The 15,131-nt window shown below is 47.6% G+C and carries 11 protein-coding genes; 2 read left to right on the plus strand and 9 right to left on the minus strand.

The annotated features are described in order from the left end of the window. Positions 1-8: 8 nt before the first annotated feature. Positions 9-1,223, minus strand: a complete 1,215-nt coding sequence (locus tag ACI955_RS06455) for a type II secretion system F family protein (protein ID WP_415242911.1) — start codon at positions 1,221-1,223, stop codon at positions 9-11. A 2-nt stretch (positions 1,224-1,225) separates the two neighbouring features. After that, complete coding sequence (pilB, locus tag ACI955_RS06460; RefSeq protein WP_415242912.1) at positions 1,226-2,944, minus strand: type IV-A pilus assembly ATPase PilB; 1,719 nt, start codon at positions 2,942-2,944, stop codon at positions 1,226-1,228. A 314-nt stretch (positions 2,945-3,258) separates the two neighbouring features. Here pilB and ACI955_RS06465 point away from each other — a divergent pair, with 314 nt between their 5' ends. Both ACI955_RS06465 and ACI955_RS06470 read left to right on the plus strand, forming a co-directional pair. Then, the gene (locus tag ACI955_RS06465) at positions 3,259-3,723 is read left to right on the plus strand and encodes a pilin (protein WP_415242913.1); all 465 of its coding nucleotides are present in this window, start codon (positions 3,259-3,261) and stop codon (positions 3,721-3,723) included. A 118-nt stretch (positions 3,724-3,841) separates the two neighbouring features. Beyond that, positions 3,842-5,713, plus strand: a complete 1,872-nt coding sequence (locus tag ACI955_RS06470; RefSeq protein ID WP_415242914.1) for an LTA synthase family protein — start codon at positions 3,842-3,844, stop codon at positions 5,711-5,713. A gap of 1,010 nt (positions 5,714-6,723) precedes the next feature. On the opposite strand, the gene ACI955_RS06475 is transcribed toward ACI955_RS06470, so the two are convergent. From ACI955_RS06475 to metG, 7 genes are all read right to left on the minus strand, one after another. Next, positions 6,724-7,437 (minus strand): electron transport complex subunit E, encoded by a 714-nt coding sequence (locus tag ACI955_RS06475; RefSeq protein ID WP_415242915.1) that lies wholly within the window; start codon positions 7,435-7,437, stop codon positions 6,724-6,726. Continuing rightward, the gene (rsxG, locus tag ACI955_RS06480) at positions 7,430-8,128 is read right to left on the minus strand and encodes an electron transport complex subunit RsxG (protein ID WP_415242916.1); all 699 of its coding nucleotides are present in this window, start codon (positions 8,126-8,128) and stop codon (positions 7,430-7,432) included. The genes ACI955_RS06475 and rsxG overlap by 8 nt, the downstream gene beginning before the upstream one ends. Next, positions 8,125-9,174, minus strand: a complete 1,050-nt coding sequence (gene rsxD, locus ACI955_RS06485) for an electron transport complex subunit RsxD (RefSeq protein WP_415242917.1) — start codon at positions 9,172-9,174, stop codon at positions 8,125-8,127. Before rsxD ends, rsxG begins: the two co-directional genes overlap by 4 nt. Positions 9,175-9,201: 27 nt before the next feature. After that, positions 9,202-11,589 (minus strand): electron transport complex subunit RsxC, encoded by a 2,388-nt coding sequence (rsxC, locus tag ACI955_RS06490; protein WP_415242918.1) that lies wholly within the window; start codon positions 11,587-11,589, stop codon positions 9,202-9,204. After that, a complete protein-coding gene (rsxB, locus tag ACI955_RS06495) occupies positions 11,586-12,194 on the minus strand; it encodes an electron transport complex subunit RsxB (RefSeq protein WP_415242919.1) in 609 nt (202 codons plus the stop codon). Before rsxB ends, rsxC begins: the two co-directional genes overlap by 4 nt. Positions 12,195-12,203: 9 nt before the next feature. Next, the gene (rsxA, locus tag ACI955_RS06500) at positions 12,204-12,782 is read right to left on the minus strand and encodes an electron transport complex subunit RsxA (RefSeq protein ID WP_159267279.1); all 579 of its coding nucleotides are present in this window, start codon (positions 12,780-12,782) and stop codon (positions 12,204-12,206) included. Positions 12,783-12,951: 169 nt separating this feature from the next. Further along, on the minus strand, positions 12,952-14,982 hold the full coding sequence (metG, locus tag ACI955_RS06505) for a methionine--tRNA ligase (protein WP_415242920.1): 2,031 nt from the start codon (positions 14,980-14,982) through the stop codon (positions 12,952-12,954). Positions 14,983-15,131 lie beyond the last annotated feature (149 nt).

Genomic DNA, 15,131 nt, shown 5'->3' on the forward strand with positions numbered 1-15,131 from the left:
GGCTTGTTTTACATTGCAGAGCCGAGCATAAAGATTGGCAAATACATCGCAATCATTAAGCCGCCAACAAGTACCCCAAGAACCGACATTATCAATGGTTCAAGCAAGGCGGTAAGCGTATCTACTGCATTATCTACCGCTTCTTCATAATGGGTCGCGACCTTATCTAGCATCTCGTCCAATGAACCTGATTCCTCACCGATAGACACCATCTGCAGTAACATATTTGGGAAAATATTAGTGAAGCGGATAGAAGAGTACAGGGTTTGACCGGTAGTTACATCGTCCCGTATTTGAATGATTGCCTTACGATATACGGCGTTGCCCGCGGCACCTGACACTGAGTTCAGTGCGTCTACCAAAGGGACGCCCGCACCAAAAGTTGTAGCCAGCGTTCTAGAGAAGCGTGCAATTACCGAGTTAAAGATGATGTCGCCAATAATGGGGATTTTCAAGGCGATTTTGTCGACCCAATCAGAGAAGGGCTGAGATTTTTCGCGGGCTTTTTTAAATGCGAAACCAGCAACAACGGTAAGGCCTAATACAATAAACCAGTTTCTTTGTGTCCATTCAGAGAGCGCGACCACCATCTTAGTAAATGCAGGCAGGTCAGAGCCAAAGCTTTCAAATGTCACGGCAAAGGTGGGTACTACCTTGATTAACAGAATAGCCGTTACGATAACGGCCACCACCATAACCGCGATAGGATACGTTAATGCTTTCTTGATTTTTGCTTTCAGCGCCTCTGTTTTTTCTTTATAGGTTGCAACGCGATCAAGCATAACCTCGAGGGTACCGGACTGCTCCCCCGATGCGATTAAACTACAGAATAGATCGTCAAAATATTTGGGATGCTTGGCACACGCTGCTGCAAAACCGCCACCTGAGGCGACTTCGTTTTTTATGTCAACGACAAGTTGTTGCATAGTCTCGTTTTCAACACCCTCTGCTACGATGTCAAAACTTTGCACTAGCGGAACACCCGCTTTGAGCATGGTGGCCATTTGCCGAGTGAAAATGGCAATATCTGCAGGCTTAATCGCCTTTTTACTACTGAACAGTGGCTTTGGCTTACGTCTCACATTTTTAGCGGCAATACCCTGCTTACGAAGGTGCGCTTTTACCAGCGCACTTGAAGCTGCGCTGAGCTCTCCTCGGGTTTTACGGCCCTGCTTATCTACGCCTTGCCAAACAAAAACCTGTGTTTTGGATGTTGTAGCCATTGTTAATCCTTGGTCACTCGGTTTACTTCCTCAAGACTAGTCACGCCTTGAGCACATTTCTTTAATGCGGATTGTCGTAGATTTGGAAAGCCTTCTTTCTGCGCTTGAGCGGCAATTTCTAAGGAATTACCATTTTCCATAATCATGCGAGAAATATCAGGGGTGATTCGAACCACTTCGTAAATACCTACGCGGCCTTTATAGCCTTTGTTACAGCGCTCACAGCCCACTGGGTGCATGATCGTCGCGGTTGCAAGTAGTTCTTCACTAAAGCCCTCTTCAATAAGAGTGTGTTTAGGCACATCCAGTGGTACGGCGCACTCTTTGCATAAGCGTCTTGCCAGACGCTGGGCGATAATTAGGCTTACTGAAGTTGCGACGTTAAAGGCTGGAACACCCATGTTCAATAGGCGGGTAAGGGTTTCTGAGGCGCTATTGGTGTGTAAGGTTGATAACACTAGGTGACCTGTTTGAGCAGCTTTAACGGCAATTTCGGCGGTTTCTAAATCTCGGATCTCACCAACCATAATAATGTCAGGATCTTGACGAAGGAATGAGCGTAAAGCCTCCGGAAAGCCAAGCCCTACTTTTGCATTAACGTGGACTTGATTGATGCCCTCAAGGTTAATCTCTACAGGATCTTCAGCTGTGGAGATATTGAGTTCTGGCGTGTTGAGGATATTAAGACCGGTATATAGCGATACGGTTTTACCGGAACCTGTTGGGCCAGTGACCAAAATCATTCCTTGGGGTTGATTCAAGGCCTTCATATACATGTCTTTTTGCGCTGGCTCATAGCCTAGAGCATCAATGCCCATTTGCGCGGAGCTGGGGTCCAATATTCGCAGAACGACTTTTTCTCCCCACAGCGTGGGCAGCGTGTTTACTCGGAAGTCTATCGCCCTAGACTTGGACAGTTTCATCTTAATGCGGCCGTCCTGCGGAACGCGCCGTTCAGAGATATCCATCCTTGACATTACTTTGAGGCGGGCAGCCAGGCGGTATCCCAAAGACGCTGGTGGTCGGGCTACTTCCTCCAAGATGCCATCGGTACGAAAGCGCACCCTGTAAATTTTTTCATACGGTTCAAAGTGTATGTCAGACGCGCCAGCGCGGATAGCATCCAGTAGCACTTTGTTAACAAACTTCACTACAGGCGCTTCATCAACACCTTTAAGATCTACTTCGCTACCGCCATCTTCATCGACGGCCTCTATATCTAGGTTTCCAAGACTGACGTCGTCCATGTCACCTAGACTATCGGCAAGTGACTCCTCCTGAGCGGAAAGATATTTGTCGATAGCAACATTAAGTGCGGCTTCTTCGACAATAATGGGCTCGGTGGTTAAGCCGGTATGAAATTTGATTTGATCAAGAGCATGAATATTAGTTGGATCCGACATGCCAATAAATAGGCGTTTTCCGCGCTTCCAAAGAGGCAGCGTCCTGTGAAGCTTAATCAGTTTGTTATCAATAATCTTCTGCGGAGCCAACTCAGTGGTATAGGAGCGCAGATCGATAAACGGAATGCCAAACTCATCGGCGGCAACTTCCGCAATGCGAATGCCGTCTGCGAGCTGTTTACCGACTAAATAAGAGACTAGGCTCTTTTTGTCTTTCTGTGCAATCTCTTGCGCTTTACGAACGGTATCTTCATCAAGAATCTCGTCATAAACCAATCTTTTGGCAAGGCCGTTCAAAGGCGTTACGGGGCTGTTCATAGCGTCGCATTATCGTTAAAAATGTAATCAAAATAGTATAGTGCTTAAACAATGATTACGCACTACCACGAGTGTTTAGGTATCGCTTGGGTGACAATATATGCGGATAATGACATTATTTGTCACCTTTGTTACTGGCTTATAAGTACTAATACCTTGATATATATCGTGTTCGACAGGGGTGATTCAGCTGCAGCAGCATGTTGGCGATGTTATTAACAAATATAATGGAATGGCATAATATTTGTATGTAGGTAAAAGGTGATGAATTTTTATCACTCCCAAGAAATGATTAAAATTTTCCGGAGTTCATTATGAAAAGAACACAACAAGGTTTTACTCTGATCGAACTGATGATCGTTATCGCGATTATCGGTATTTTGGCTGCGGTTGCGTTGCCGGCTTATCAGGATTACACCGTGCGTGCGAAAATGTCTGAGGTGGTTTTAGCCGGATCTGCTTGTCGTACAACGATTACTGAAGTTGTCCAGTCAGCGAGCGAGTTACCAGATGCTAACAATTGGGGATGCGAGAGTTCGACCGCTCAATCGAAATTTGTTGCTAGCGTAGCTACTGATGGTAATGGAGTAGTTTCAGTGACGGTGCAAGGCATAAACTCTGATGTAAACACGAATGTACTAACACTCATTCCTTCTACTGATACTACGTCTGGAACTATAGTAGCTCCTCTGGCGGGCGAAAGTATCTATCAATGGATATGTGGCGGTACAGGCACAACTGTAGATCCAAAATATCTTCCCGGTTCTTGCCGCGGATAATAGTCGAAATATTTTGTGAGCTTTATGCCGTGCTCTTGATTAATAAGTAGTAGTGGCACAAGGAAGCACCCTGTTGTCAGGGTGCTTTTTTTTTGTCGGAAAAGTATAGGAAGTTTTGATGCGAAGAATGCCCGCCAGTGCTTGGTTTATTTTGATGGAATCAGTTTTTCTTGTGATGGCGTATTTTGGGAATTTAAATCCTCATCCGTTAGGCTTACTTAGTGGCTTTTTTATATTCTCTCTGGCTATTTTTTTTGTTGGCGTGTTTGGTGCTGTTGGTAGAGGATTCTTTGTCGATAGTGTAGTACTAGTATGGTGCATTCAGTATGTCTTAACTGTATCAAATTGGTGGTACTTCCAGTATTTTCAGTCGTATTTCAACTATGAAGCATTAAAGTTAGGGATGGATGCGCTTGCGAGCTATCGAGCAATTTCTGGGTTTGAGAACAAGGGCAGTGCATTAGTTTTAGCGATAACCTCAGGTTTTTTTCTTATTTTTACAATTAAATCATACTCACTTAAGGTCGCTCGGACGAAGGCGTCAATGGTGATGTCTGTGGCGTGGTTGTTTGTTGCAATTATTAGCGGCTCGATATTGTCAGTTTCATTTGACCGTTATCGTGAGCTAAATATATTTAGTCTTGCTCCCGCTTACCTAAGTCCGATTCACGCCTTTTTTGTTTCTCCTAGCGTTGTTAATGAATCTCCTGATGCTGTGTTGGGGTATGAAGAATTCAAAGAGATGAATGTAGCTAAGGGGCAAGGTAGAAATAAAAATGATTATAACGTTATTGTTATAGTGCTTGAGTCAATGCGCGCGTCTTTGATCGGACATTATAATGGAGGCCTTACAAAGACTCCGAATTTTGACAGTTTTGCCAGAGAAAATTTAGTCGCCACACAATTCTACGCAAATTCCAATTACACTGTAAAAGGTGAGACAGCTATTTTATGTGGTATTTTCGACCATAATAGTAAGCCTCCAATATCAAAATATAGTGATGACATAAAAAAGATTAATTGCCTTCCTAGCATTTTGAAGAAGCAGGGCTATAGATCGGTGTATTTTCATGGCAATAAAGCTGAGTTTTATAGTCGTGATAAATATATGAAGCTTGTTGGGTTTGATGAATTGCAATTTTTTGATCAAAATCGCCGCGAATTAACAAATATGCCCGAGATTGGATGGGGGGTGGCCGACGAGTCTATGTATGGGTTTGTTTTGTCACGGTTAAATGGTGATATGCCAAAGCCGTTTTTTGCTAGTGTAATGACCTTGAGTAGTCACTATCCATTCGACTGGGACTGGGGTATCGAATTTCCAGATTTAGCAACGGCTATAGATGAGAATGAAATGTTCGCGAACTACCTTAAAGCGGCATATTACGAAGATTATGCCTTCGGTAAATTTTGGGAGGCATTTAAAGAGTCAAATTTATATGAAAATACGATTGTTGTTGTTACATCAGATCACGGAATTTGGTCGTTCCCAAATAAACCAAAGCTCAGTCTTGTCGAACAGAACGAACGGTTTTTTCGAATTCCGTTGATGATTTATTATCCTGGGCTAGATATTGCGCGTACGTTAACTCAAGTAGGTTCGCAAATAGATATTCCACCAACGATATTGGGTTTGTTAGGCGTTAGTAATCGCGAGGATGAGTTTATTGGCAAAGATATGCTCGAGGCGGCTGCTAAACCTTGGGTGATTTCTATGAAAAGCGGGGAGGTAACTGCAAGAGTCGAGAATGTAATATGCTCTACCAGTTCTGGTGAGTGCGGAGGTGTGCATCAGGAATGCACGGCGAAAAATTATGGAGAAATACTTTTGCGCGACGTTTCTGATATTCAGAACTGCTTTTTAGTTGATGGGGATATTCTACAAAACGGTAGCTATTCGGCAGTTGCTGATTCGAGGGGATTGGTCGCGAAAGCACTTTACATAATCAGGCGCCAAAATAGGGAAGTATTTGGCGAGAAAAGTAAGTGAGAGAGCAGAGCCATAATTTAAATAATTAGATTTCTATAATTGGATTTCCGATTTTCGTGGCATTGGAATCTAACTCTGTTGAAGTGAATTTCTATACGGCAATTATCCAAGTGTTTTTCTGCGTTCTCCTTTTTCCTGAGGTTGCTTGGAGGCTGTCAACTCGTATCGAGCGTACCGAGTATTTCGTATTTCTTTGCTATTGATGGCAGTCACAATACTCGGGTGACTTTATTAATATATTCCGGCTTATGGTATTTATCGGTCATTGGTTTATTTGGTACAGGTACCATTCTTTTTTGCGATGGTGGTTTGGTTTCGTATTGAAAATGGTAATGGTTTAAGGAAGGTGTTTTATATAAAGATTTTTGTGGTTTCTCTCGCCTTGCTTTATATGATTTATGTTTATTTTAGATAGGATGTTGAAATTTGGCGGGAGGCGGTTAAAGGTTGTCCACCGATATATAGGCATCTTCGTCATCTGATTGAAAAGTTTCGTTTTGCAGGTTTAGCGTTTTTGCTCGGAGCTTTCGCGCTGGGTATTGAGCGGACAAACGCCTATGCTATTTTCCTCAATGATAAAGTCGATCTATTTAGGAAGTTTTAGACGAGCAACCTTCAGTAGAACAGATGTTTGGCTAGAAACATTGTTTTATATCACAGATTTAATGATGTTTGAGTACGGGCTCGATGCGCTACTTTGTCTTTCTGTATGGCGTGGTAATATCGTACAACATCACAGTTTCTTAATTCGGTTTTTATTGGAGTTTGGAATTGTTGGTACTTCGGGTTCTTATTAGTATTAATGTCTAATTCGCGAATGTATGTTCCATCAATCTTACGCAAAAAATTCGATGGTGTTGTGCTGCTACATGCCTTTTTAGTTTCTTCAGTTTTTTTTGCGCTTTTTGATGGAATTTTTTATCATACAGTTCGAATTACAATGTATTTAATTGCTGCCGCGTATATTTCCGCAGAGACGATAAAAGGTGCTGTATATGTGAACACGAATATCAGCTGATATTCCCAGTCACTCTTACACGTCGGCTAGTTGGTGCGGCTTTCTCGGTTTTCGCCGCCTCGCGGTTTTTAATGCCGGTATCGATTATATTTTTAAGGGCGATAATCATACCGGTAAAAATGAAGGCACCGGGCGGTAAAATGGCGACCAGTACAGCGGTGTAGTCATCGACGAGAACGATCTTCCAGCTTTTTGCTCCTTCGCCAAATAATAGGTCCATATTGGCGAAGATAGCGCCGGTGCCGACAACTTCACGAATAGCTCCCAAGAGCATGAGTATTACCGCGAATCCTGCGCCCATGATGAAGCCATCGTACATAGAGGGCAGGACTTTGTTTTTACAGGCGAAGGCATCTGCGCGACCGAGGATGACACAGTTGGTGGTGATAAGCGGAAGAAATATGCCGAGTATTTGAAATAGCTCATAAGCGAAGGCCTGCATAAGCAATTCTATACACGTTACTGCCGCCGCGATAATCATCACAAAGGCGGGTAGACGGATAGCATCGGAGGCAAAGCTGCGGATCATTGAAACGCAAGTGTTAGACACGGTGAGCACTAACATCGTCGCTATACCCATGCCTAAGGCATTGATGACGGAGCCAGTCACTGCGAGCAAGGGGCATAAGCCCAGTAGCTGAACGATGGCGGGGTTGTTTTTCCACAGCCCGTTTAGAGAGATTTCGCGGTAGCTGATATCACTCATTGTTCAATTCCCGGTTCTGATTGAGTTCATTGATTTGCGCGGACTTACTAATGGCTAGCGAGTCGCTGTTATTTATACCGCTGATCATGGTGATATTGGCAGCGTAGTATTGTAGTGCTTTGTGAACCGCTTTTGTAACCGCTCTTGGCGTTATAGTTGCGCCGGTGAACTGGTCAAAGATCCCTTTATCTTTTTTAACCGCCCACTTAGATTCTTCTGGATTGCTTAGACTTTTGCCGATAAATCCGTCTACCCAATGACTTTTCTTGTAATCCACCTGATCGCCGAGTCCCGGTGTTTCGCGGTGAGAAAGCACGCGTACGCCAGAAATAGTGCCATCAAGGTTGATACCTACAATCATATCAACATCACCGGTGTAAGCGTCACGAGCGGTAGCAGGTAAAACGGCGCCGGCAAATTCACCCTTCATGGTGGCGCGGTAGAGCTTTTTAGATTCACGCAATCCCAATAAATCGCTGTCATCTATATTGATGGCATCGTCCAGTAACGAGTTATCATGGCGAGATTTTGAAAACACTTCTAGGAGCGCGCGCTCCTCAGAGTGGCGAATATTTTCTTGAATCAGGCCCCGAGTAGAGAGATAGGTGCCGGCTATAACACCAGTGGTGACGATGGCAAAGAGGCCGAGTAGCATGCCGTTTTTAGTGATGGATTTACCGAGGATATTCATAACTTTCCTCCTTGGTGATCCTTCAGTTTATGGCCGTAGGTTCTGGGTTGGGTGTAGTGATCGATAAAGGGCGCGGCAAAGTTCATCAGTAGAACAGCAAAGGCGACTGCGTCGGGGTAGTTGCCCCAAGCTCGAATGATATAGACCAAGACGCCAATCAATGCACCGTAGATTACTCGCCCACGGTTTGATACTGCCGAGGTGACGGGGTCGGTCACAATAAAAAATGCGCCAAACATGGTTGCGCCACTGAGCAAATGGAATATTGGTGAACCGCCGGAAGCGGAACTGCCGCCGTCATAGAATAGCGCCGACATAATAGTCAGCGATACCAGCATGCTTATTGGTCCGTGCCAAGTAAATACCCGACGGTACAGTAAATACATGCCGCCGAGTAGAAAGCCAATACTCGCCCATTCCCAGCCGACACCAGCGAACTGACCGAATTGCGGTGATTCTTCCCAAAGATCGGCAACGAGTAGGGAGCTATTCTGTTTCAGTACATCGAGTGGTGTCGCCATTGTGATGGCGTCTATGGCGTCTTTGCCAAATCCGAAGCAGTAGCTCAGGGCGTCTATGGGTCCTAATAGATCGCCGGCAAAACTACCTTTGGGTGCCAGCCAAGTGGTCATCTGCACCGGAAATGAGATCAGCAACATGACATAAGCGGCCATGGCGGGGTTGAAGGGGTTATAGCCTATGCCGCCATAGAGTTGCTTGCAGACAAGAATCGCGAAGCCGGTGCCGATCATAATGAGCCAGAACGGTGAGCCCGGTGGCAGTGAAATACCGAGTAAAAATGCTGTGACTAGGGCGGTGTAATCGTTGAGATAAAATGCGATGGGGCGTTTGCGTAATTTTAACGCTAAGGCTTCAAATGCCAGCGCAGTAATACTTGCCCACAAAACATTAACGAGGGTACCAAAGCCGAAAAACCAGGTAAGCGAAAATAGGCCAGGAATGGTAGCCAGTAGCACCAGTCGCATGACTCTTGCCGTGCTCATAGGCCCGTGAGTGTGTGGTGAACTGACCTTTAAAAATCCCATAGTATTATGCGTGCTCGTTATTCAGGTTTAGCTCAGCGTTTGCTGAGCGGCGGCCAATTTATCTTCTAGCTTTGCTAAAGAATCGGCCAGTATGTTCGCCTTGTCATCGCCGTCGACGCGTGCGGCATCGAGTTTTTCGCTGGTGCGAGCAATGCGGTTTTCCAATGACTCAATATGCTGTTTGGTTTTGTCGGCGTCGCTCATATTGGCTTGGGCTTCTCGCGCAGACTTGGCGCGCTCAATAGCCGCTTGCACTGGATCTTCGCTACTTACAGCGCCGACTGGCGCGGCTTGGTCTCTAACAGCGAGCGCGGCTTGATGATCCCTTAGCTCTTTCTTCGCGGCATCTAGCTTGGTTTGAGTTTTCTCAAGTCCAGTGGCGAAAGCAGAAGTATTTGCGTCATTCTGTTCCTGCGCCAATGCCAGTTTTTGCTGTGCGGCCGCAAGCCGTTTCTCTGTGCTGGTCACGGTATTCTGTAAGCGCGTGGTTTTATCAGCATCGCTTTCGTCGGCGCTGTTGCCGGCACGTTTTGTGAGTGCTCTGGCAATAGCCGCTTGGGCTGGATCTGCGTTATCAGTCGCGAATGTCGCTTCGGTTTTTGTCGCCGTTAAACTCGCTTGATGTTCCGTGAGTTCTTGTTGAATTGACGCGATTTTTTCTTCTGTTTTGCTCACTGCGGTTGCGAAGGCTTCGGCGTTGTCGTTTTCTTGCTCGCGTGCCTGAGTAAGTTTCTCTTTGGCTGCTACGAGACGTTTCTCTGCACTAGCTAATAATTTTTGTAGGCGGTCCGTTATTTGTTCCGCACTTTCTTCTTCAGCGTTGCCGTCACGTTTTGCCTGCACCCGGGCGACGGCTGCTTGCGCGGTATCAGCGGCTTCAGATTGGCTTTGTTTTGCTTTGCTGCGCTCAATGGCGGCCTGAATGATGTCTGTCTTACTGCCGCTTGCGGGAGCGTTGGCAGCGGCGGCCGCCTTGGCCTTGGCGGCTTCCATACGAGCTGCTCGGCGCGCTTCTTTCTCTGCTTCTTCTTGTTCAAGTCTGGCAGTGCGAGCTTCAAAGCGCTCTTTAGATCGCTCAGATTTAATTTTATCTTGCTGGGCCTGGCGAATTTCTGCTTTGGAGGCGCGGTAATACTGCACCAGAGGAATATTGCTGGGGCAGGCAAATGAGCAGGCGCCGCACTCTATACAGTCGAATAGCTGGTGGTCTTCGAGCTTTTCATGCTCTTGGGCGCGTGAGAACCAGTACATTTGTTGTGGCAGCAATGACACCGGACAAGCTTCGGCACACATGCCGCAGCGAATGCAGGCTTGGGCCGGTGGCGGTGGTGGTAGCTCAGCCACGGTTGGCGCCAAGACACAGTTGCTGGTTTTTACAATGGGCACCGCAGTGTCTTGCAGGGTGTAGCCCATCATTGGGCCGCCCATAATTAGGCGTACGCAGTTTTCTTGTTTGAACTGGCTTTTGTTCAAGAGGTATTGGACCGGTGTGCCCAGCAACACCTCGTAATTTTGTGGCTGCCCGCAGGCCTCGCCCGTCACGGTGGTGATCCGTGAAATCAGCGGCTCACCAAATTGAATGGCGCGGTAAATCGCGGTGGCTGTGCCGATGTTTTGGCAGACCACACCGATGTCGGCAGGTAGACCGCCGGCGGGAACTTCCTTACCGGTTAAAATTTGTATGAGTTGTTTTTCGCCACCCGAAGGGTATTTAGTTGGGAACGCCACGATCTCAATACCCGTGCCCTCGGCGGCTTTTTTTAGCGCAGCAATACCCTCGGGTTTATTGTCTTCCACGCCGATTAGAGTTTCTTTAGTGGGCTTGATGATATAACGCATTATCTCGGCGCCAGCGATAATCTCTGCGGCGCGCTCGCGCATAAGAATATCGTCAGCGGTGATATAGGGCTCGCATTCTGTGCCGTTTAGAATCAGTGTCGCTATCGGCTTGTCGTCGCGGGTACTGAGCTTAACGGCGGCGGGGAAGCCGGCGCCGCCCATGCCGGCAATACCGGCTTGGCGAATGCGATCGACCAGCTCGATCTTGCTAAGGCTGGTGTAATCTTCTGCGCCGACGTGTTCTATCCACTGATCTGCACCGTCGGTGTCGATGACAATACATATCGCGCTCATACCAGATGGGTGCGGGATAACGCGCGCTTCAATGGCTGCGATGGTCCCCGAGGTGGGCGCGTGAACGGGCGCGCTGACAAAGCCTTTGGCTTCGGCAATCATTTGGCCTTTCAGCACGCGGTCGCCAACGTTAACGATAGGGCTGGCGGGCGCGCCAATGTGTTGAGCCAAGGGCAAAATAAGTTGCGGCGGAATACCTGCACTGGCGATGGGATTGTGCAGGGATTGGGCTTTGTTTTCGGCAGGGTGAATGCCGCCGGGAATATCCCATATTTTTCTCATGCGGTAGCTCCGCTTTGGTCGGATGCAATGCGGTCTGAGGCAATGAGGTCTTCGATGGGCTTGGGTTTATCCCAGTGCCAGGTTTGCAGGCTGGTCTGAATCGGAACCATGTCGATACAGTCTACCGGGCAAGGTTCTACGCATAGATCGCAGCCGGTACACTCGCTGGCGATGACGGTGTGCATATGTTTTGCAGAACCGAGAATGGCGTCTACTGGGCAGGCCTGAATGCACTTGGTGCAGCCAATGCATTCCGCTTCGCGAATAAACGCGACTGAGGGTACGGCCTCTTCTGCGGCATCTAAGGGTTTTGCTTCCACGCCCAATAAGTCCGCTAAAGCGGCAATGGTTGCTTCACCGCCCGGGGGGCATTTGTTGATATCGTCACCGTTGGCAATGGCTTGTGCATAGGGCCGACAACCGGGGTAACCGCACTGACCGCACTGGGTTTGGGGCAGCATAGATTCGATTTGATCGGCGATAGGATCGCCTTCAGTTTTAAATTTTACAGCGGCAAAGCCCAGCAGCGCGCCGAAAACTAAGCCAAGTCCGACCAGTGCCAGTAAAGATGCAAAAAAAGGATTTTGGGCAATCAGTTCGATCATTATTACAGCCTATACCAATCCAGCGAAGCCCATAAAGGCGAGTGACATGAGGCCGGCGGTAATCATGCCCACGGCGGGCCCCTTAAACGGCTCTGGAACATCAGCAGCGGTAATGCGTTCGCGCATAGCGGCAAACAGCACCAATACCATCGAGAACCCGGCTGCGGCGCCAAAGCCATATAGAGTAGATTCTACGAAGCTATGGTCTTTATTGATGTTTAAAAGTGCAACGCCTAATACTGCGCAGTTGGTAGTGATTAGTGGCAAAAAAACCCCAAGGACTTTGTAGAGCATAGGGCTGGTTTTGCGCACCACCATTTCGGTGAATTGCACGACAACGGCGATCACTAAAATAAAGGTGATGGTACGCAGGTATTCTAAGCCCAGCGGTATAAGCAGCCACTCGTAGGTCAGCCAGCTGCAAATAGAGGCGAGCGTCAGTACAAAGGTGGTTGCACTGGACATACCGATGGCGGTTTCGAGTTTATTAGATACGCCCATGAATGGACACAGGCCTAAAAACTGCACCAGTACGAAGTTGTTAACCAGAATGGCGCTGATCAACAATAAGGAATAGTCTGCTAACAAAATTGTAGCCCCACTTGTGTATCGGTCATGCGAATTCTATTCTGGCTTGGCAATACGTGTATCGCGGGCCAGATCGGCATTATCTGGCGATCTTAGTTTATTTCGATCAAGCGTTCAATTTAAAACGCGTTAATGCTAGGAGCCACCGTTCAGCGATAGCCCACTGGTTTTACTGGATTTTCATGCCTGCTTTGGCACCACTGTCGGGACTGAGTAACCAAATATTCTGATCGCCAGGGCCGGCTGCAAGCACCATGCCCTCAGACATGCCAAAGCGCATTTTACGCGCTTCAAGGTTGGCAACCATCACCGTTAGTTTACCTACCAACTGCTCGGTATTATACGCAGTTTTAATACCGGCAAAGACCTGGCGTGTGCCAAACTCCCCCAAGCTTAGGGTCAATTTCAGTAATTTGTCAGCGCCCTCTACCTCTTCTGCAGCCACAATTTCAGCTACTCGCAGATCAATCTTAGCAAAATCTGGGTAGGCAATTGTGTCGGCTATACCCGTGTCTTTGTCTTTAGCCGCCTTTTTAGATTTGGCAGCGGTCTGAGGCGGTGGCGAATTGTCGCTGCTTTCTTCGACCATGGCGCTGACCTTATCGGCATCAACCCGGCTCATCATCGGTTTAAAAGGCTCAATGGCATGGTTGTGCAGCGGCGTAAAGTCGCCCTGCCACGTCAGCGAGCAATTTAAAAATTGCTCTGCCTGTTTGGCGAGTTCAGGTAATACCGGTGCCAGGTAGGTGGTCAGTACGCGGAAGATATCAATACACTGCGAGGCAATCTCTGCAGCGACTACTATGGTGTCGTCGGATTTAGCCAGCTTCCATGGTTCACAGGAATCAAAGTATTCATTGGTGGCATCGGCCAGAGCCATGATCTCGCGCACGGCTTTGCTGTATTCGCGTTGTTCATAGAGTTGCGCAACGGTGGCGCTGGCAGCAGTGACTCGCTGCCATAGGTCTGGATTGTGCTGAGTGTTACTGAGCTTACCGGCGTTGCCTTTTTGAACAAACTTGGCGCTGCGGCTGGCGATATTTACTAATTTGCCGACCAGATCGGAATTCACTCGATTAGTGAAGTCTTCCAGATTGAGATCGATGTCGTCCACTGCACCAGATAGCTTGGCGGCAAAGTAATAGCGCAAGTACTCGGCGGGCAAATATTTAAGGTAGGTTTCGGCTTTAATAAAGGTGCCGCGAGACTTGGACATTTTTTTGCCATTAACGGTTAAAAAACCGTGGGCATAAATTGCGGTAGGTTGGCGGAAACCGGCCGAGTCGAGCATGGCGGGCCAGAACAGGCCGTGAAAATTAATAATGTCTTTGCCAATAAAGTGGTAAAGCTCGACCTTAGAGTCAAGTCCCCAGTAATCATTAAAGTCGCGACCGTTTTTCTCGCACCAGTTTGCACAGCTGGCCATATAGCCGATAGGCGCGTCCAACCACACATAGAAATATTTTCCCGGTGCATCGGGAATCTCAAAGCCGAAATAGGGTGCATCGCGGGAGATGTCCCAGCTTTGTAGGCCGGCGTCTAGCCATTCACGTAACTTGTTGGCGATTTGTGGCTGTAGCGCGTCGCTGTCAGTCCAGTTGCGCAGTAGGTTTTCAAAGTCGCCAAGTTTAAAGAAAAAATGCTGTGACGTTTTTTCTATGGGGGTGGCGCCAGAGATTGCCGAGCGCGGATTTATTAAATCTGCTGGGGTGTAGGTGGCGCCGCAGGCTTCGCAGTTGTCGCCGTATTGGTCTTCGGCTTTACACTTTGGGCAGCTACCTTTTATATATCGATCGGCCAGAAATAGATTTTTTTCTGGATCGAATAATTGCGTTACGTCACGGCGCTCAATGTGGCCATTGGCGTCTAGGCGCCGATAAATTTCTTCTGAGTAGTGCTGGCATTCTGGCGAGTGGGTCGAGTGATAATTATCGAAGTGAACAAGGAATCCTGCCAAATCGCGTTCGTGTTCGGCTTTAACGCGGGCGATTTGCTCTTCCGGAGTGATACCAAGTTTCTCGGCGGTGAGCATAATAGCAGTGCCGTGGGCATCGTCTGCGCATAAATAGATACAGTCGTTGCCGCGTAATTTCTGGTAACGCACCCAAATGTCGGTCTGGATTGATTCCAGTAAATGACCGAGATGCAGTGGGCCGTTGGCATAGGGCAGGGCACTGGTGACCAGAATCTTGCGCGACATGGGTGTCCTTGTTTAAACGTTAATGGCTGCGACTGTCTGTAGCGCGGCCTAGATGAATTCAGAGGCGCAATATTATAGCGTTTTTGGCTCTCCAGCGCATCCGTCCCGGCGTTGTTCGATGTGGATGTGGCGGGTATACTCGCCAGCTA

The sequence above is a fragment of the Zhongshania sp. genome, assembly GCF_047636175.1.
In the GTDB taxonomy this organism is placed as follows: domain Bacteria; phylum Pseudomonadota; class Gammaproteobacteria; order Pseudomonadales; family Spongiibacteraceae; genus Spongiibacter.

What these genes read in the sequence shown, in the direction of transcription:
- rsxG (WP_415242916.1), bottom strand. Translation starts at nt 8,128, where the DNA reads ATGAATATCCTCGGTAAATCCATCACTAAAAACGGCATGCTACTCGGC.
- ACI955_RS06455 (WP_415242911.1), bottom strand. Translation starts at nt 1,223, where the DNA reads ATGGCTACAACATCCAAAACACAGGTTTTTGTTTGGCAAGGCGTAGAT.
- rsxB (WP_415242919.1), bottom strand. Translation starts at nt 12,194, where the DNA reads ATGATCGAACTGATTGCCCAAAATCCTTTTTTTGCATCTTTACTGGCA.
- rsxD (WP_415242917.1), bottom strand. Translation starts at nt 9,174, where the DNA reads ATGGGATTTTTAAAGGTCAGTTCACCACACACTCACGGGCCTATGAGC.
- ACI955_RS06475 (WP_415242915.1), bottom strand. Translation starts at nt 7,437, where the DNA reads ATGAGTGATATCAGCTACCGCGAAATCTCTCTAAACGGGCTGTGGAAA.
- metG (WP_415242920.1), bottom strand. Translation starts at nt 14,982, where the DNA reads ATGTCGCGCAAGATTCTGGTCACCAGTGCCCTGCCCTATGCCAACGGC.
- pilB (WP_415242912.1), bottom strand. Translation starts at nt 2,944, where the DNA reads ATGAACAGCCCCGTAACGCCTTTGAACGGCCTTGCCAAAAGATTGGTT.
- ACI955_RS06470 (WP_415242914.1), top strand. Translation starts at nt 3,842, where the DNA reads ATGCGAAGAATGCCCGCCAGTGCTTGGTTTATTTTGATGGAATCAGTT.
- ACI955_RS06465 (WP_415242913.1), top strand. Translation starts at nt 3,259, where the DNA reads ATGAAAAGAACACAACAAGGTTTTACTCTGATCGAACTGATGATCGTT.
- rsxC (WP_415242918.1), bottom strand. Translation starts at nt 11,589, where the DNA reads ATGAGAAAAATATGGGATATTCCCGGCGGCATTCACCCTGCCGAAAAC.